Raw genomic sequence first — 18,661 nt, forward strand, 5'->3', positions numbered from 1 at the left:
TCATTAGAGCATTTCTTGTTCCAAGAAAGGGGAAAAATTATGAAGGCATGGGAAAACGAATTTAATAGAAGAAGAAACGCAAAACCAAAAAAAGATCACTTCGAAAAATGGGAAGATGTAGAAAAAATGAACGTTTTCCCAAAAGAGACATTAATAACCCTTTGGGAGAGTAAAGTTCCAGGTTCTAACGCTCCAGAATCTCTCATCGTTGGTGCAGTCCAATCCTTAGAAAACATGGGAAAAAACGTAAACCAAGCGGAGTTATTGCTAGATAAAGGCTTCGAAGCATTAGAAAATAAAGATTACTCTAAATTAAAGGCTATAACCTCAGAAATTTTCTTTTCCCTTTCTAAAGCCAATTCATTAGACAATAACGAATATGAAAAATATGATAGACCTTTGGACTGGAACGAACTCTCTATCTCTTTTCCTAAGCAAAAGTCTAACAATATTGACAATCTAAAAGACAAGATTCATGGTGGTTGGTTAGGTCAACTTGCAGGTGGATCTATGGGAACCAAAATTGAAGGATATACCCATGATGCGTTGGAAGAAACATATCCTGATCAATTGGGTACTTACATAGGTGAGGTTTCAACGATTAACGATGATGTAACCTATGAATTGATTTTTCTCAAAACTTACGAAGAGAAAGGGGAAAAGATCTCTTCAAAAGATTTAGCAACAAATTGGATATCGTACATACCTTTTGGATGGAGTGCTGAGTTGATAGCCCTTGAAAATATCAAAAGAGGAATATTTCCACCCAAGTCAGGATCTTTTAATAACCCATTTCAAGAATGGATAGGAGCACAGATGAGATGCATGGTTCATGGTTTATTGCGACCTGGCGATCCATACAATGCAGCCAAGTTAGCTTTCATAGATTCACAAGTATCCCATAATGGTAATGGTATATACGGCGGCATACATAGTGCAGTCATGACATCTTTGGCTTTTTCTGAAAAAGATCCAAGAAAAATCATTGAAAAATCATTGGATTATATCCCCAAAAATACTGAATTTAAAAAAGTCGTAGATAATGTAGTAAAATATTGTAAAGCAAATCATGATTGGATCAACGTCCTTAGAAAAACAGAGGAGGATTTTAAAAAGTATAATTGGGTTCATCTTTATCCCAATACCGCCTCGGTTTTAACTTCTCTGTGGTTTGGAGAAGGGGATTTTGATAAAACGATGAAAATCGTGTCTTCTTTCGGTTATGACGTTGATTGTAATGCCGGGGAGGCAGGTACGATATTGGGTATAATATATGGTGCAAATGATTTTCCTTCTTATTGGTCAGACCCTTTGAAAGACACGTTGGAAACCTATTTACCAGATTTCTCAAAGATAAAAATATCTACATTGGCAGAATGGACATTTCAATTAAGTGCCCAAAAAGGGTACAAATAAATCGCAAGGGGAGGTGTAAAATATGAAAAGATTCACATTTTTTATGTTCATTGTTATTCTCTTTTCTTTCACAGTTTTTGCAGTGCCACAAAAGGTTGCTTACGTAATAAACGGTTCCCTTGGGGATCAATCCTTTTATGATTCCGGTTACGCTGGCATCAAACAACTGGAAAATGATTATGGGGTTCAAACAAGGGTAATTGAATGCAACTTTGATCCTTCGCTCTATTATCCAAGTTTACTCACAGCTGCGAGGTGGGCAGATGTTGTATTCGTAATCTCTTATGGCTTTGAAGAAGAATTAAAAACCATAGCAACACAATTCCCAAATAAGATTTTCGTAAATATTGACACCATAGTTGAAGATGACCAGGGTATAATATCAAACGTCGATTACATCGAAGAGGAAGGGGCTTTCATGGCTGGAGTTGTAGCAGGTATCGTTACATCAATGACAGAATTGGAAGGAATAAATCCCCAAAAACTAATAGGAGCAGTAGGTGGAGATGACGATATAGTAATAAGATCCTTTGTATATGGTTATGAACAAGGAGCACATTACATAGATCCTGAAATTGAAGTAAGAACGATATACGTGGGGAGTTGGGATGATCCTGCAAAAGGGAAACAAGCCGCTTTACAACTTTACTCTCAGGGTGTGGATGTAATATTTCAAATCGCGAGTTTAACAGGATCGGGAGTTTTACAAGCCGCCCAAGAAGTAGGGAAATATGCTATTGGCGTAGATTCAAATCAAAATGGTCTTGCCCCGGGTCACGTGATCACCAGCGATCTTAAAGAAGTTGGAAAATCTATTGAACTAGTTTTTAAAGACATAGTAGATGGAAGATATGAACCCGGTACGTTGTACAAACTCGGATTAAAATCCGGAGCGGTAGGATTGGCAATCGATGAGTACACATATAAGATTCTTCCTAAAGAAACTGTAGAAAAAATATTACAGATTCAGAAAGATGTTACGGATGGAAAAATTGTGGTCAAAGAGTATAGAGAATAATCATCCATAGGTGGTTCTAAATGTCATACATACAAATGAAAGATATATATAAAGTATATCCACCTGATGTTTTAGCATTGGGAGGAGTGAATTTCTCCTTAGAAAAAGGAGAAATTCATTCTATTATAGGAGAAAACGGAGCCGGAAAAAGCACGCTGATGAAGATCTTATACGGGATGGTACCTCCATCCAGTGGTGAGATCTTTATCAATAATAAAGAACAAAAAATAGCTAACCCCAATGTAGCTATTCAACTTGGTATAGGTATGGTTCACCAAGAATTTATGCTCGTTCCTTCTTTTAAGGTATACGAGAATGTTGTTTTGGGTTTAGAAAAGACAAAAAATTTCGGTTTCATAGATAAAGAAAATATTTTAAATGAGTTAGTAGATATTACCAAAAAGTTTAGTTTAGTTGTTGATTTACAAGCAACAACTTCTAACCTCTCTGTTGCATCTCAACAAAAAGTGGAGATCCTAAAATTGTTGTATAGAAAGGTTGACACATTGATTTTTGATGAACCAACAGCGGTATTAACCCCTCAAGAAACTCAGCAACTATTCAAAGAAATAAAAAATATTAGAGATACGGGCAAAACCATTGTTTTTATAAGTCATAAATTGGACGAAGTATTGGAAATCTCAGATATTATAACAGTTATGAGAAGAGGAAAAATTATCTCAACTTTAAAGAACGATAACCTCTCAAAAGGCGAATTGGCGAAAATGATGGTAGGTAAAGAAGTTATGCTTACAGTAAAGAAAGTTCCAAAAGAACCAGGTAAAGAGATTTTTAAATGTGAAAATTTAAGCGTTATTTCGAATAAAACAAAGATAAACCTATTGTCAAACATAAATATTGTTATTAGATCAGGGGAGATAGTGGGTTTGGCAGGTGTCGAAGGCAATGGTCAATATGAGATTGTACAAACAATAATTGGTGAAATTTATCCACACCACGGAAAAATATATATAGAAAATAAAAATATCACAGAGCTCCCCATCAGAAAAAGAAGAAGACTAATAGGTTATATTCCTGCTGATAGAAAAAGATATGGCTTAGCTTTGAACGCTGCTTTAACAGAAAATCTTTCCATGACACACCATTTAGGTGAAAAATTATCAAAATTTAAATATATCATGGATTGGAAAAAGGCTAAAAGATTTGCAAATAATCTGATCAAACAATACAACATCCTTTCAAGAAGTATAAACGATGTTCCTAAAAGTCTCTCAGGAGGTAATCAGCAGAAATTAATAGTTGCTCGTGAATTCAGCCTCGATGCACCATTTTTGCTTTTGGACCAACCAACAAGAGGATTAGATGTTGGTTCAATAGAATATGTTCATAACGTTATCCTTGAGATGAGAGAAAAAGGGAAAGGGATTCTGATGATCTCTGCAGATCTAGATGAACTTTTATCTATGTGCGATAGATTATACGTTGTACGAAAAGGAGAAATAGTCGCTGAATTAGACCCCAAAATTCACTCAAAAGAAGAAGTTGGCGAATACATGTTGGGGGCTAAATTATGAAAAGTTTGAACAAAATACTAACAGGAATCGTTGGTATATCCTTATCTTTTCTTGCAGGTGCGGTTTTGATCAAACTTCAGGGGAATTCGCCTATTGATGCCTATCGAGCATTATTTGATTACGGACTAGTTTCATGGTTTTCTCTTTCTTCAACTTTAAACAACGCTACTCCATTGATATTAACGGGTATGGCTGCAGCGATAGCCTTTAATTCAAACGTAGTGAACCTTGGGGAACCAGGGCAACTGATTGTTGGTGCTTTGACCGCTGCACTTTTGGGATACTATCTCCCCATATCTGGAATCGTAGGAATAATTATTGTTTTGCTAATTTCTGGTATCGTTGGTGGTTTATATGGTGGTTTGGCTGGTGTACTAAAAAAATATTATAAAATGGATGAATTTATAACCACTCTAATGTTGAATTTCATAGCTGATTACTTTACCTTGTACCTGGCAACATACCCATTTTTGGATAAAAACTCTTACGTTCCTGCTACTCCTATGGTAAGAAAAGAATTATTTCTTCCCACTATAAACGGAATAAATGTTAGTTTTTTCATAGCTATTTTTATGGTCTTTGTTTCATTTTTTGTCGTGACTTATCTAAAAAAAGGTTACGAATGGCGTATGATGGGATACAACTATAATTTTTCAAAGATTGGGGGATGTAAAAATGAAGAAAATTTAATCTGGGTTATGTTTTACACAGGTTTCCTTTCCGGGTTAGCTGGGGCTCTGCTGATATTGGGTGGAACTCAACATAGATTTATTAAAGGAATCGGAGCAAACTATGGTTGGGATGGGGTAATGCTTGCCATAGTTGGAGGCAACGGAGTGGTTGAAACATCAGTTTTTGCCATATTCTTCGGATTTCTTAAAGCAGGTGGAATAGGTATGGAATTCGAGGTATCCATACCTTCTGAATTCACAATGGTTCTTCAGGCTATAATAGTTTTATTAGTGGTCTCAACAAGGAGTACTATATCTTACTACAGTGATAAAATCAAGGCTTCTTTGAAAGCAAAAAGAGTGGTGAAATCCTCTGACTGATATAATTTTTTTATTAATTAGAGACAGCTTTAGCAGCGCAACTCCTATACTTCTTGCAGCGTTGGGGGGGACTTTTACCTATTACACTAACGTGTTCAACATCGCTATGGAAGGTATGATGCTCATCGGTGCCTTCTTCGGAGTTTTGGGTAGTTATCTTTTTCAAAGTTGGGCAATGGGCATGTTGTTTGCAGCCATTTCTGGAGCTGTTGTTTCTCTTATTTTTTCTGTTTTTGCACTGTACCTCAAAACGGACGAATTTCTAACAGGAATCGGCATAAATATGCTTGCTTTGGGTGGAACTACGTATCTTTTAAGGAATATTTTCAATGTAAAAGGTGCCTTCATATCCCCAAAGATCGAATCTCTTCCAACATGGGATATACCTATTTTAAATAAAATCCCCATACTATCAGAAATATTGAACAAGCATCCCTTTATTGTTTACTTAGCAATATTTTTAGCTTTGTTGATAGAAGTTATAATTTTTCACACGAAATTCGGTCTCAGACTGAGAGCAACAGGAGAAGATCCGGAAACAACAAGATCTTTAGGCATTAGCCCTAATAACATCAAGTTTGTCTCTATACTACTTTCAGGTATACTTTCTTCCCTGGCTGGAATATTCCTATCCTTAGGCTATGTTACTCTTTTCAGCGAAAATATGTCAAACGGCAGAGGATGGATATCCTTGGCTATCATAATTTTGGTAAAAGGTCGACCTTTAGGAATACTTTTAATGTCTTTGTTGTTCGGATTTTTTGAAAGTGTGACTTTCACTCTTCAAAACTTTAATATCCCATCACAAATCACTTCCATGTTACCTTATGTGATTACGTTATTAGTCTTATTTTTATACAGTTTCAACAAAAGCAAAGAAGAAAAATGAATAAAACTAAGAAAACAAAAGAAAAATTGAGTTAATTAATTATAATTCCCTCTAATTTCCTCTAATCATCCATAATCAGGTTTGCAATTTAAATTATTTAGAGATATACTTTAGTTAAGTTGTTTCGAAAACGTTTGCATAATAATTGTAACAAGGTGGTTCTTATGAATACACACGTAACCATAAAAGATATAGCAAAAGAAGCGGGAGTTTCCATATCTACTGTTTCAAGGGTGGTAAACAGTTCCTTACCAGTAAAAAAAGAAACGAAAGAAAAAGTTTTAAAGGCAATTGAAAAGTTGAATTATTATCCTGATTCTCTTGCCAGGAGTTTAAGAGTTGGATACACCAAGACGATAGGGATAATCATTCCAAATATTGCCAACCCTTTTTTTGCAACTATAGTTAGAGGGGCAGAAGATTTTCTAAGATCAAAAGGCTTTTCTTTGATGATATGCAACTCTGATAACAACATTATTGAAGAAAAAAAATTATTTAAAACATTGATTGAAAAGAAAGTCGATGGGATTTTATACTCAGGCATAGGTGACCATGTTGAAAATCTCATAAGCAGAAATGTAAAAACCGTTTTCATAGATAGAATCATTAAAAGTAATAAATTTTCTTATGTTTGTTCTAACAACTACAATGGAATGTATAAATTACTTGAATATTTATACAATTCAAATCACAGAAAATTCATATTTATAAGCGGTAAAAAAGAAATATTCAGTGCAACTGAAAGATTAAGAGCCTTCCAAGATTTTGCAAATGAATATAGGATAGATTTTAAAATATATGAAGGAGAGTATACTCGTGAATCAGGGCTTTCGGTGGCTAAAAAGATAAAAAATCTTCCTGACGTTGTGGTATGTGCAAACGATTTGCTGGCTTACGGAGTTATAGAACATTTTAAATCAAAGGGTTTAACAGTTCCAAAAGATTTAAGCGTCACTGGCTACGATGATATCGCCTTTAGTAAAATGTTCTCACCACCTTTAACAACTGTAAAACAACCTATATATGAAATGGGAAAAACGGCTGGAGAAATGATCTTTACAATACTTTCAAAGAAAATAGATCACACTCCTGTGAAACAGTTTGAGAACGAGATAATAATTCGGGAAAGTACGAGGAGGAGAAGATAATTTGAAAAAGCAAGGTATATTCAATTCTAAGATATCATACTTTGTTGCATCGATGGGGCATAAAGATATGTTAAGTATAGTTGATATGGGTTATCCTATACCCACAGAAGCTACATTTGTTGACTTAGTTTTTGATAAAGGTATGCCAAACTTTATTGATACTATAAAAATGGTTTTATACGAATTAGAAGTTGAGAAAGTTATTATTGCTGATGAGATGGAGGCAAATAATCTTAAAAATTATCAAAAAGTGATAGATATATTTTCAAATATAGAGATAGAAAAAAAATCCCATGAAGAGTTTAAAGATTTAGCAAAAAATTCCAAATTTTTTATAAGAACTGGAGAATGTACACCCTTTTCAAACATCATATTGATTTCAGGGGTGATTTTTTAATGTTATTAGAAATGAAAGATATCACAAAAACCTTTCCAGGGGTTTTAGCCCTTGACAAAGTAAGTTTCAATTTAAAAGAAAAAGAGGTACATGCCCTCCTTGGAGAAAATGGGGCTGGCAAAAGCACTTTAATTAAAATACTTGGGGGAATTTATCAGGCAGATAGTGGAGAAATAATTTTAAATGGGGAAAAAGTAATCTTTCGATCACCCATAGAAGCCAAAAAAAGAGGAATAGCCATAATACATCAAGAATTAATGCTTGCTGATAATATATCGGTTGCTGAAAATATATTTTTAGGAAAAGAAAAAGGTAATTTTTTCAATCTTGATTTTAAATCTATGGCTATTGAAGCAAAAAAATATCTTAAAATGCTTGATTTTGATATAGATCCAAAGGTAAAGGTTTCTAAGCTCAATGTATCAGAAAAGCAGTTGGTGGAAATCGCTAAGGCTATAGCATCAAAAGCCAAAATTATTGTGATGGATGAACCTACCGCTACAATTACCGAACATGAGACACGTACTTTATTTAAGGTTATGAGAGATCTTAAAGAAAAGGGTATTTCTATCATTTTTATAACTCATAAACTTGAAGAAGTTTATCAAATTGCGGATAGAGTAACCATCCTTAGAGATGGTAAATTAGTAGGTTCTGGAAATTTAGAAGAACTAAACCAAGATGAAGTAATAAAGATGATGGTAGGAAGAGAAATAAAAGACATGTTTCCTAAATTTAATAAGGTGAGAGACAAAATTGTTCTAAAAGTTGAGGAATTTGAAGTTCCTGGTAAGGTCTACCCAGTTTCTTTTGAAGTTCGCGAAGGGGAAATATTTGGAATTACAGGATTGGTTGGTTGTGGAAAATCGGAACTGGCATTGGGGCTTTTTGGAGCATACAAGTCAACTTTCAAAAACTTTATTGTAGATAACCAAAAGGTAGAAGAACTAAAGACTCCGTCGCAAGCTTTAAAAAAGGGTATAGTTTTGGTTCCTGAGGATAGAAAGTCTCAAGGACTTGTTCAGATATTGACTGTTGTTGATAACATAACCATTCCCAATCCTGAAGAATTTGCTCCAGTTTTTAATATCGATTGGAAAAAAGCTACAGAAGAAACTAAAAATCAAATCCAAAAATATAATATAAAAGTATCATCTGATAAACAGAAGGTGAAAAACTTATCGGGTGGAAATCAACAAAAAGTGGTATTAGCAAAATTTTTGTTAAAACAACCAAAAATTGCCATCCTTGTAGAACCTACTCGGGGAATAGACGTTGGAGCTAAAATAGAAGTTTATAAGCTTATAAACGATTTAGCTAATAAAGGCATAGGAGTGATTTTAGTGACTTCAGAGATTCCAGAAATTTTGGGGCTATGTGACAGAGTCATGATAATGCACAGAGGAAGGAAAACGGCTTTATTGGAAAAGGAAGAAATGACACCAGAAAATATACTAAAAGCTGGAATGGGGTTGGTTGACATTGTTTAAAACTCTCTTAGATTTTATGAGAAAAAATCCGGCCCTCGTTGGTTTTATCATTTTGTTTGTAGTACTCTCAATTTTTACAGACAGTTTTTTTAATTTCTATAATATTGTTAATGTTATTAGGCAAGTTTCAATAATGGCTATAATGGGTTTTGGAATGACACTTGTAATAATTTCTGGAGGAATAGATCTATCTGTTGGTTCAACTTTTGCTTTTAGTGCTGTTGTTATGGCTTCTATAGTCAAAGATGGAAGAGTCCTACTAGGAATAATTGTAGGATTATTAATTGGAGCAGCAATAGGGGCGTTTAATGGAATTGTTATCTCAAAAGGCAAACTCCAACCTTTCATTGTAACTTTGGCTACAATGGCAATAGGAAGGAGTTTAACCTTAGCATATACTGAAGGAATCCCCATCTCACTTTTTCCAGATAGTTTTAGGTTTTTGGGAAGAGGGGATATATTTGGGATACCTGTGCCTATTTTGATTATGTTAGGTATATATTTTCTTTCCCTTTACATACTGAAAAAGACAAAGTTGGGATTGTATATATACGCAATTGGGGGAAATGAGGAAGCAACAAAACTCAGTGGAGTAAACGTGGATAGATATAAAACCATTGTTTACATGTTGAGTGGACTTTTTAGTGCGATAAGCGCCATAATTTTGACAGCAAGGTTGAACAGTGCTCAAGCCACATTTGGACAAGGGTATGAACTTGACGCGATAGCAACAGTCGTTTTAGGTGGAGCTAGTTTAGCTGGAGGAAAAGGCGCAGTGTTAGGAACTCTGTTTGGTGCTCTTCTTCTGGGAACAATTAACAACGGAATGAATTTAATGAATATTTCCCCATTTTATCAAGATTTAGTTAAAGGAGTCATAATACTTTTAGCTGTTCTTTCGGAAAAAGAAGAATAAAAACATTTTTCGATAGGCGAAGGGATAATGCTTCCACTTTCCTTTTGGGAGGGGAGCGGGGGGAGGGCGCTGAGAAAAACATATCAAAGGAGGTAGAAAAAGATGAGAAAGGTACTAGTATTTGTTTTGTTAGTGTTGTTCGTTTCAACGTTTAGTTTTGGTGTAAAGATAGGTTTATCGGTTTCAACGTTAAACAACCCGTTTTTTGTCGATTTAGCCAACGGTGCAGAAGATAAAGCTAATGAATTAGGGATAGAACTATTGGTAGTCGATGCTAGAGATAATCCCGCAAAACAACTAAACGATGTAGAAGATTTGATATTACAGAGAGTAGACATGATTTTAGTAAATCCCACCGACAGTGATGCTATTGTATCAGCTATTGAAGAAGCAAACGACGCTAAAATCCCCGTAATAACTGTTGATAGAAGTGCAAATGGAGGAAAAGTTCTTCTCCATATAGCTTCAGACAACGTTGCTGGAGGAAGAATGGCAGGTAGCTTTATTGCCGAACAATTAGGAGGAAAAGGAAAAGTTATAGAATTGGTCGGAGTACCCGGAACTTCTTCTGCAAGAGAAAGAGGTCAAGGTTTCAACGAAGAAATATCGAAACATCCTGATATTAAAGTGGTAGCCAGACAAACCGCAAACTACAACAGGGCAGAAGGATTAACCGTTATGGAAAATCTACTTCAGGCATATCCTGATGTAAACGCCGTTTTTGCCCATAACGATGAAATGGCTTTAGGGGCATTGGAAGCAATAAAGGCTGCTGGTAAGTTACAAGATATAATAGTAGTGGGATTTGATGCGACTCCCGATGCATTAGCTTCTGTTGAAAAGGGTGAACTTAGTGCAACCATAGCTCAACAACCCTACACAATGGGAGAGATGGCAGTTGAAAAAGCTTATGAATATTTGAGTACAGGAACAATTTACTTCCCTGTCCCACTTCAACTAGTAACAGAATAACTTAAAAGGGGGCTTTATGCCCCTTTTACTGAAACTATTCAAAGGAGAGAAAGTCTAATGATCGCTGTAATTGGTAGCAGTAACATGGATATAGTATTCAACGTTGAACATTTTACACTTCCCGGAGAAACTCAGAAGGCCCTTTCATTAGATTTTTATTTTGGTGGCAAAGGGGCGAATCAAGCCGTTGCAGCCGCTAAGTTATCTGAAAAGCCTGTTTACTTTTGTAGTTGCTTAGGTGATGACGAGTATGGCAACCAAATTTCACAAAATTTTAAAAAGTATAAAATCGAAGGTTATTATGTGCAAAAGAACGAAAAAACTGGTAGGGCATATATAGAGGTTGATAAAAGTGGTGAGAATAGAATAATTATTTTCTCAGGTGCTAACGATAATGTAGATAGAAATAAAATAGATAAGTTTTTTGATAAATATGGTGATGAAATAGATATTTGTTTATTGCAGAATGAAATTCCCATGCACAGCGTGGAGTATGCTATTTCTAAATTAAAAGAAAAAGGAATAACTATCATATACGATCCAGCCCCTGTTGGAAGTACAAGGATAGAAAGTTTAAACGATATAGATTTTTTAACTCCTAACAGTAAAGAGTTTATGTTCCTTTGTGAAAAAGAAAGGAAAACAGCCTCACGGCAGATAAGTATAGATTTCGATGAATACAATCTAGGTAAATCAATGCTTGAATTTAAAAGAATTAGTAAGGTAAAAAATTTGATTTTGAAAATGGGAGATAAAGGTGTTGTATACATCGACAAAGATGAAAACTTTGGGAAAATTAAGCCTCTAAAAGTAAACGCAGTTGATAGTACGGGAGCAGGAGATATCTTCAATGGTGCTTTTGCTGTAGCTTTTTCAGAAACAAAGGATTTACAGAAAAGCCTTAATTTTGCCAATACCGCTGCTGCAATCTCTGTTGAAAGAAAAGGAGCCCAGTCTTCGATCCCAAAAAGAGAAGAGGTATTAAAGCCCCTGTCATGAATTATTACTGTACAACTGATGTAAAACGCCATTTTTTCTTAAAGGCACGAATAGTTTATACATGAAAATTAGTGCAGTAGTATAAAACACGGAGCTAATTAAAAACAAGTAGGTATAACCACTTGGCAATACACTTACTATTCCGAATATAAATGCAGCCAAAGACCTTGTCAAAAAATTAGCAGCGTTCCTAAGGCTATATATCGATGTTACTCTATTTTTTGGAAGGGCACTCAAAACAGATGATGTTTCGACGGGGTTAGTCATATTAGTGAAAGTAAACCTTAAAGCGTAAATACCAATAAAAATAAAAGGGTTTCGAATAAAACCTAAACTTATAATCAACGGAATAACTATCCCATTTAAAATGAATGTATATTTAAAAGGACCGAACTTTTTTCCAAGCAGTGGCGAAACGGCAGAGCCTGCGGCTGCTCCAAATTGTGCAATTGATAAAGATATACCTATCAAAGAAGGAGACATGTTGAACAGGTCCTTGTATATAATATTCCCAAAATTGACAAACAGTCCTGCTCCAAAAGATATCGCTGCTGTTCTTAAAAGATAGTACTTCAAAATGTATTTTTCTTCTTTGTTGTACTGGGAAAAATCTAAAACTTTTTTAAGGGTAACTCTTTTATCTCTAACGCTTTCGGGTAATTTTCTTAATAATATGGGTGATATGGCATAACATACCCCTGTTATATATAGAGTTAACCTTAAACCCAAATATTCTCCCATAAAACCACCTATGAAGTTCCCTAAAACACCACTAGCCATAAAAATAGCAAAATTATATCCAAAAGCAGCCCCCCGGGTTGAACTATCTGTAACATCCATCAAATAAGAATCCAAGAGCAACCTTCTAGAAGTCATAAATCCACCGTTCAAGAATCCAAGGACTAATAAAATATTTTCATAAGGAAAAGTACTTCTTATCAACAATAGAATGCCAAAACTTAGAGAAGATATAATGATCATTTTTTTCTTTCCGACTCTATCCCCAAGAATTCCTATTAAAATCCCTAAGATAGCAGCCCCCAACATTTCAAAAGAGGTCATTCGGCCAATGAACTGGTTCGTATAACCCAAATCTCTTAAAAATAAATTAAATACAACCCTATAAATTGCCCAAAAAGAGCTACTTATGGAGGAAAAAATGAGCAAATTAATAACCTTTTGTGTCAGTTTACTCACCTCAATATAGTTAGCTTGTCTAACTATATTGTACCACCATTATTTAGAATCTTTTTGGAATTTTCATTAAATTTCTTTTAAAAGCAAGATATGTGACTATCGGCTCTTGGTTCGGTGCCCCCTATCAGTACACCATCCTCTGTTTTATATATAAATTGTCCCCTTCCAAAATTAGAAGAATTTAATGAAATTTCTATTTGATGACCTTTATCTATTAAAGACTCAAGTATATGCTTTGAAAATTCTTTTTCTACCATAATTTCTTTGTCTTTCACCCACTGCCATCTTGGTGCATCCAAAGCTGCTTGAGGATTCAAATGAAAATCGATAAAATTATTAAGGAATTGTATATGGCCCTGTGGTTGCATATACCCTCCCATAACTCCAAAAGGCCCTATTGCTTTTTTGTCTTTGGTTATAAAACCGGGAATAATGGTATGATATGGTCTTTTTAATGGTTTTAAACAGTTGTGATCCTCTTCATTCAAAGAAAAACTTGTTCCTCTGTTTTGAAGACTTATACCCGTATTTGGAACCACTATTCCAGAACCAAATCCCATATAGTTACTTTGAATGTAAGAAACCATATTTCCATCTTTATCCGCAGTTGCAAAGTAAACCGTTCCTCCAGAATACGGATTTCCTGCTTGTGGTAACAGTGCATCTTCGCTTATAAGCTTTCTTCTTTGTTTTGCATATTCCTCAGATAAAAGCGATTCTACAGATACTTTCATATCGTCTATATCCGTAATATATTTTAAACCATCGCTAAAAGCCAACTTTAAAGCTTCTATTTGTTTGTGATAACTTTCTGGATCTTCTTTACATTTCATTTCAAATCCTTTTAGTATGTTCAAAGCCATCAAAACAATTATACCTTGTCCATTTGGTGGTAATTCCCATATGTCAAATCCTCTGTAATTTACACTAAGCGGTTCCACCCATATAGGTTCAAAACTTTCCAAATCTTCCTGACAAAAGTAACCTCCTGTCTTTTTTGAAAAACTTAACATCTTTTGAGCTAATTCTCCTGAATAAAAACTTTTTGCCTTTGTATCTGCAATTGATTTCAAAGTCTCTGCGTGATAAGTTGATTTCCAAATTTCTCCAACATCGGGAGCGTTCCCATTAGGGGCGAACACTTCAAACCAATTTTTAAAAATTTCGCCCTTCAACTCTTTTTTATACCTTTTAAAAGCGTTCTGCCATGATTTGGCCGTTACAGGCGAAACAGGGAAACCTTCACTTGCATATTTGATGGATGGTTCTATCAAATCTTCAAAAGGGAGGTCACCAAATCTATCAGACAAAGTTGCCCAGGCAGCTGGAGCACCTGGAATAGTAACTGATTCCCATCCATATGGAGGGATTTTTTCAAACCCTTTTTCTTTCATTAATTCTAAGGTGAGATTTTTTGGAGCGTATCCACTGGAATTCAACCCATATAATTTACCTTCTTTGTAAAGTATAGCGAATGCATCGCTACCTATACCGTTGGAAGTAGGTTCTAAAACTGTCAAGCTTGCTGCCACTGCAACAGCTGCATCAACAGCATTTCCACCTTTTTTTAAAATTTCTACACCTATCTCAGAAGCTAATGGATTTGTTGTTGCCACCATTCCGTTTTTTGCATAAACAGGAATCCTTTTTGAAGGATAAGCAAATTTTAAGGGATCAAACATTCGAACTACTCCTTTCTTTTAATCTGATTTTAAGGAATGTAATCTATTATATCATTAGAATCAAACAAATTAATGCGGAGCATATATACAAAGTTCTAGATTTCTATAAATAGTTTAACGGGTTAATTTCAGGAGGTGACGTAATTATGATAAAAGCAACAAAGTTTACTAGTATATTATTAATTTTTTTATTGTTCGTATTTTCATCTTTCGCAAGTAACACATCTTACGCTAGATTACCAGATTTGGATAACTTGTCTTTAACTTCTGCTACTCATGGTAATCTCAATTTATTAGAATTGATTAGTCAGGCGGAAGTGGACCAAAAAGAAAAATCAACGATTACTATAGGTGTATATTATTTAGCTTTTACAGATGATCACACTATAAAAATAAAAGAATTAAATGATCTATACTATAATCAAGACTACAGTTCAGATCTTAACTCTATGGAAAGCACATCCCATAACCGATCTAAAAATCTTTCTGACAAATTGATCAAATCTGATCCAAACGTCAAAAATAAAAATTATAAAAACGATTACTCTTATAAAATTGATATAACAAATAAGTTTGTTCAGAAAAACAGTAGGTTAGATTCCATAGTTTCTATTAAACTTTTTAAACAAAATACACCAGATTTAATTGAAATTCAACAAAATGTTTTTATTTTTTCTTAGAGATATAAAATAAATATGATATAATCAACTATAGAATTAGTTATTTTTTATCATAATTTCTACAAAATCTCAGTGAGGAGGGAACAAAGATGAAAAAAGTTTTTGCAACGTTGTTAGTAGGTATGTTAGCTGTTTTTAGTTTTGCTGCATTTGAAGTAACAGGTGGATATGTAAATACATCTCTAGCCGCTACTGATGTAGATGCAGTAGAAGATGTAATGATGCAAGGGATTAGTGTAGGTGCAAACTATTTGTTCGATGGATTGGGTGTAGAAGGTGGAGCAGTGTTAGTCGGCGGTTCTTTTGATTACTATTTCCCAACTGACTTTGCTACTAATGCAGCAGTTACAGCTTCCGCTACTGCTACTGAAGAGGTAGCTCAAATGATGGTGGGCGTGAATGCTGGTTACAGGCAGAGCTTAAATGCCTTCTTCCCAGACTTACCATTTGGAATGTATGTCCAAGGCTTGTTTAACTATTCCTTTGGATTAGGAGACGATAAGGTTCTAGCAAATAGTTTAGGTTTCGGTGGTGGAGCTGGAGCAAGCTTTGCAGTTCAAAATCTTGACATGAATGTAGGTGCAGATGTTTTATTTGAAAAGCCCACATTAGCTGAAGACTACGACGAAGTTTATAAAGGTGAGTTCCAGTTGAGGCCAAAGTTCAAGGTTTACGCAGGCTTACAATTCTAATTTAAAAGTAAACATAGAAAACTAAAAACCTCCTTTACGGAGGTTTTTTATTACAGCTTTTTTCTCATTTCGATAGCAACTATTCTATATCCTGATTTTAAAAAGAAACTTTCTAAAAACTTCAAATATCTTGGTAAAGTAACAACTCTCTGTTTTTGAAAGCCTTTCATCAAATTAATGTGTGTCTCGTCGAATCCAAGATTTTTATACAAATTATACGCAACTTTGTTATTCCCAAAGACATTCAATTCAAGAAATTTTACCTTTTCTTTTTTTAATGTTTTTTCTAGTTCTTTTAAAGCACCCTTTGCAAATCCTTTTTTTTGATACTTAGGAAAAATCCTAATATCGTATATAAACGCTTTTTTAGAACTGTGATTGACAAAAACCCAAATTCTTCCAACGTGTTCGTTATTCCCATTTATAACATTATAACCATAGTTTTTCCCTTTTTTAACATCCTCATTCCAGATGGTATCAATCTGATCTTCTGCTCTTGCCAGGGCTTCTTCGTATGGAATCAACAAATTTTCAGCCAAAACTTTGGCATATTCTTCGTACATTTTCTTTTTGTATATCTCAAATTCTTCTTTGCTCATTAATTCGAGCTTCGTTGCCGACACCTCCAAAAGATGTTATCTTTTCTTTTTTACATAAACAACGGTGGGATCTTTTTCTTTTTTTAAAATCTCTTTTATATCTTCCAAGTTTGTTGTTTTTTCTTCTATAAATATAATAATTTTTTCTAAATCATCTCTGTATAGTATATAATCACCATTGTTGAAATTGTCAAATACAATAAAAGCCTCGTTTGTGTTTTTAAACTTTTCAAATTTTTCAAATTTTTCTTTGTAATCTTCATTTTCTATTGAAGTATAATACTCTGTTTTATAAGGCTTTATGGTATTTAAAATGTTGTAAATTCTTTGAGAAAGGTTCTGGGCAACTGAGAAATTCCCTAAAAACAACAACCCAAACTTTTTAAAATCTTTTTTATAAACATAATTGACTATTTTCTCGGCATCGTTTGAATCATTTAAAATAATGTCAGGGACCCTAAATAAACTTTCAAATTCGTATTGATCTTTCACCGTTTTGTCTTGGGCTTCTTTTACAAAAACACCCAAAATACCTAAGAATATTGCCAACACCCCTCCAATAGCTAAAGTGAGGGTGGTATTTGGTGATACAGGATTTTCTGGTATGTAGGCAGAGTTTATTACTTTGAATTTGTTATCGTACAGTGATGCCTTCATTCTTTCTTGCTCTAAGGCAGCTAGTAAAGTATTATACCTAGCTTGAAGAATAGTTTGCTGTTGTTTTAATAGAAAATATTCGTAAAGAATGGGGGAGCTTTTTGCAATTTCATCATCAATAACTTGAAGCATATTTTCGTACACTTGTTTTGTTACATCAAATAGTTGCAGTTGTGTAATTATCCCTGTGTATTCGTTAAAAGTTTCCATATCGATCGATGCAAGAAAGTTTAAATCGTTGGAAAAAATCGCTTCAAGGTTATTTTCCAATTCATCTTCTAAAACCGTTATTTCTGCTTCCAAAGCTCCAATTCTTGGAGAACTAGGGGAATTTAACTTTAAAGTTTCTAGTTCTATGTTGTCACTCACTAATTTGGATTTTATATCCTTAACAGGTGTATCCTTTTCTGTGTTTGTTAGTATAAACTCTTTAGTTTCTGGACTCAGTTTGAAAATATTATCTTCTATAGCTTGCTTTCTGATTTCTAATTGATTTTTATCAGCGTCTAATTTTAAGATATTCATATATGTTTCAGAATAATAACTAATTAAACTATCGAATGTTTGAGATGAAGTTGAAGAAGAAGCTAACAATTTATTTTTAGTTTGGAAATCCAAAACCTCTTTATTTATCTGATCATATTGCTGAGAAATATCTTCAAATAAAGTTTCAACTTGATTCAAATAAGACTGAGAATCCTCAAAATAAAGGTTTTTTGCATAATCGGTGTAGTAAGAATACACAAGTGAGACAACCGAAGCAGCTAAGCCCGGATCAGAACTTTGGTAACTTATTTCTATCATATTAGTATCTTGAACATTTTGTATATTTATACCTTCTTTTAGTGAATCAATGAGATCTCTTTCTGTTACTTCTGTACCTCTTAACCTTGCAATTAGCCCTTTGTTTTCATTTGATTTTTCTACAAGGTTGAGCTCTTTTACAACGTTTGCCAACACCCAATCGGCTTTCATCCTTTCAATTTCGGTGGTTAGACCAGAGTCAGCCGGTTGACTGATTCCTAATACATTTGCAGCAGCCCCTAAAGAGACAGTTGGTTGGGAAGAACTCGATTTGTACTCTATAACCTGTTTCGCTTCATACTTGGGAGTTGCCATGAAAAACAGATAAAACGCTGTTAAAAAGATAGTTAAGAAGAAAATGATTAAAAAAGTCCATTTTCTTCTTTTAAAAATTCTGAGTATGTCTGAAAAGGTTAGTTCTCTTTCTTCTTCCATTTCCATCCTCCAATTTTTAGTTATTTTTTTACTACGTTTTGAAACTCTGAAAGTTTATATTTAGCGCCCCTTTATTTTGTTTT

At 34.2% G+C, this 18,661-nt stretch carries 17 protein-coding genes; 13 read left to right on the forward strand and 4 right to left on the reverse strand.

Translation table 11 applies throughout. From position 1 onward, the window contains the following. The first annotated feature begins 39 nt into the window (after nt 1-39). From AD60_RS04900 to AD60_RS04950, 11 genes are all read left to right on the forward strand, one after another. A complete protein-coding gene (locus tag AD60_RS04900; RefSeq protein ID WP_103876539.1) occupies nt 40-1,416 on the forward strand; it encodes an ADP-ribosylglycohydrolase family protein in 1,377 nt (458 codons plus the stop codon). A gap of 22 nt (nt 1,417-1,438) precedes the next feature. After that, nucleotides 1,439-2,434, forward strand: a complete 996-nt coding sequence (locus AD60_RS04905) for a BMP family ABC transporter substrate-binding protein (protein WP_103876540.1) — start codon at nt 1,439-1,441, stop codon at nt 2,432-2,434. A gap of 20 nt (nt 2,435-2,454) precedes the next feature. Further along, nucleotides 2,455-3,969, forward strand: a complete 1,515-nt coding sequence (locus AD60_RS04910) for an ABC transporter ATP-binding protein (RefSeq protein WP_103927405.1) — start codon at nt 2,455-2,457, stop codon at nt 3,967-3,969. Beyond that, nucleotides 3,966-5,021, forward strand: coding sequence for an ABC transporter permease (locus tag AD60_RS04915; protein WP_103927406.1), 1,056 nt, complete (start codon nt 3,966-3,968; stop codon nt 5,019-5,021). Before AD60_RS04910 ends, AD60_RS04915 begins: the two co-directional genes overlap by 4 nt. A 16-nt stretch (nt 5,022-5,037) precedes the next feature. After that, nucleotides 5,038-5,910: an ABC transporter permease gene (locus tag AD60_RS04920; protein ID WP_103927407.1), complete on the forward strand. Its 873-nt coding sequence runs from the start codon at nt 5,038-5,040 to the stop codon at nt 5,908-5,910. 164 nt (nt 5,911-6,074) lie between these two features. Continuing rightward, nucleotides 6,075-7,058, forward strand: coding sequence for a LacI family DNA-binding transcriptional regulator (locus tag AD60_RS04925; protein ID WP_103927408.1), 984 nt, complete (start codon nt 6,075-6,077; stop codon nt 7,056-7,058). Nucleotide 7,059: 1 nt separating this feature from the next. Next, on the forward strand, nt 7,060-7,455 hold the full coding sequence (gene rbsD, locus AD60_RS04930) for a D-ribose pyranase (protein WP_103927409.1): 396 nt from the start codon (nt 7,060-7,062) through the stop codon (nt 7,453-7,455). Next, a complete protein-coding gene (locus tag AD60_RS04935; protein ID WP_103927410.1) occupies nt 7,455-8,945 on the forward strand; it encodes a sugar ABC transporter ATP-binding protein in 1,491 nt (496 codons plus the stop codon). Before rbsD ends, AD60_RS04935 begins: the two co-directional genes overlap by 1 nt. 16 nt (nt 8,946-8,961) lie before the next feature. Then, nucleotides 8,962-9,861, forward strand: coding sequence for an ABC transporter permease (locus AD60_RS04940; RefSeq protein WP_103927450.1), 900 nt, complete (start codon nt 8,962-8,964; stop codon nt 9,859-9,861). A 102-nt stretch (nt 9,862-9,963) separates the two neighbouring features. Continuing rightward, nucleotides 9,964-10,833 carry a ribose ABC transporter substrate-binding protein RbsB gene (gene rbsB, locus AD60_RS04945; RefSeq protein WP_103927411.1) on the forward strand — a complete coding sequence of 290 codons (870 nt, stop codon included), beginning with the start codon at nt 9,964-9,966 and terminating at the stop codon, nt 10,831-10,833. 57 nt (nt 10,834-10,890) lie between these two features. Then, nucleotides 10,891-11,832 carry a ribokinase gene (locus tag AD60_RS04950; RefSeq protein WP_103927412.1) on the forward strand — a complete coding sequence of 314 codons (942 nt, stop codon included), beginning with the start codon at nt 10,891-10,893 and terminating at the stop codon, nt 11,830-11,832. On the opposite strand, the gene AD60_RS04955 is transcribed toward AD60_RS04950, so the two are convergent. Both AD60_RS04955 and AD60_RS04960 read right to left on the reverse strand, forming a co-directional pair. Beyond that, entirely contained in the window at nt 11,827-13,029 is a 1,203-nt protein-coding gene (locus AD60_RS04955; RefSeq protein ID WP_255396818.1) for an MFS transporter, read from the reverse strand. The two genes, AD60_RS04950 and AD60_RS04955, sit on opposite strands and share 6 nt — an antisense overlap. A gap of 77 nt (nt 13,030-13,106) precedes the next feature. Further along, nucleotides 13,107-14,711, reverse strand: coding sequence for a gamma-glutamyltransferase family protein (locus tag AD60_RS04960; RefSeq protein ID WP_103927414.1), 1,605 nt, complete (start codon nt 14,709-14,711; stop codon nt 13,107-13,109). Between the two features lie 146 nt (nt 14,712-14,857). Here AD60_RS04960 and AD60_RS04965 point away from each other — a divergent pair, with 146 nt between their 5' ends. Both AD60_RS04965 and AD60_RS04970 read left to right on the forward strand, forming a co-directional pair. Further along, nucleotides 14,858-15,391, forward strand: coding sequence for a hypothetical protein (locus tag AD60_RS04965; RefSeq protein ID WP_103927415.1), 534 nt, complete (start codon nt 14,858-14,860; stop codon nt 15,389-15,391). A gap of 89 nt (nt 15,392-15,480) precedes the next feature. Beyond that, entirely contained in the window at nt 15,481-16,083 is a 603-nt protein-coding gene (locus AD60_RS04970) for an outer membrane beta-barrel protein (RefSeq protein ID WP_103927416.1), read from the forward strand. A 50-nt stretch (nt 16,084-16,133) separates the two neighbouring features. Here the strand turns inward: AD60_RS04970 and AD60_RS04975 are convergent, their stop codons facing one another. Beyond that, nucleotides 16,134-16,682: an N-acetyltransferase gene (locus tag AD60_RS04975; protein WP_103927417.1), complete on the reverse strand. Its 549-nt coding sequence runs from the start codon at nt 16,680-16,682 to the stop codon at nt 16,134-16,136. A 36-nt stretch (nt 16,683-16,718) separates the two neighbouring features. After that, a complete protein-coding gene (locus AD60_RS04980; protein ID WP_158248380.1) occupies nt 16,719-18,578 on the reverse strand; it encodes a Wzz/FepE/Etk N-terminal domain-containing protein in 1,860 nt (619 codons plus the stop codon). Nucleotides 18,579-18,661 lie beyond the last annotated feature (83 nt).

It is taken from the genome of Petrotoga sp. SL27 (genome assembly GCF_002924605.1).
Taxonomy (GTDB): Bacteria; Thermotogota; Thermotogae; order Petrotogales; family Petrotogaceae; genus Petrotoga; species Petrotoga sibirica.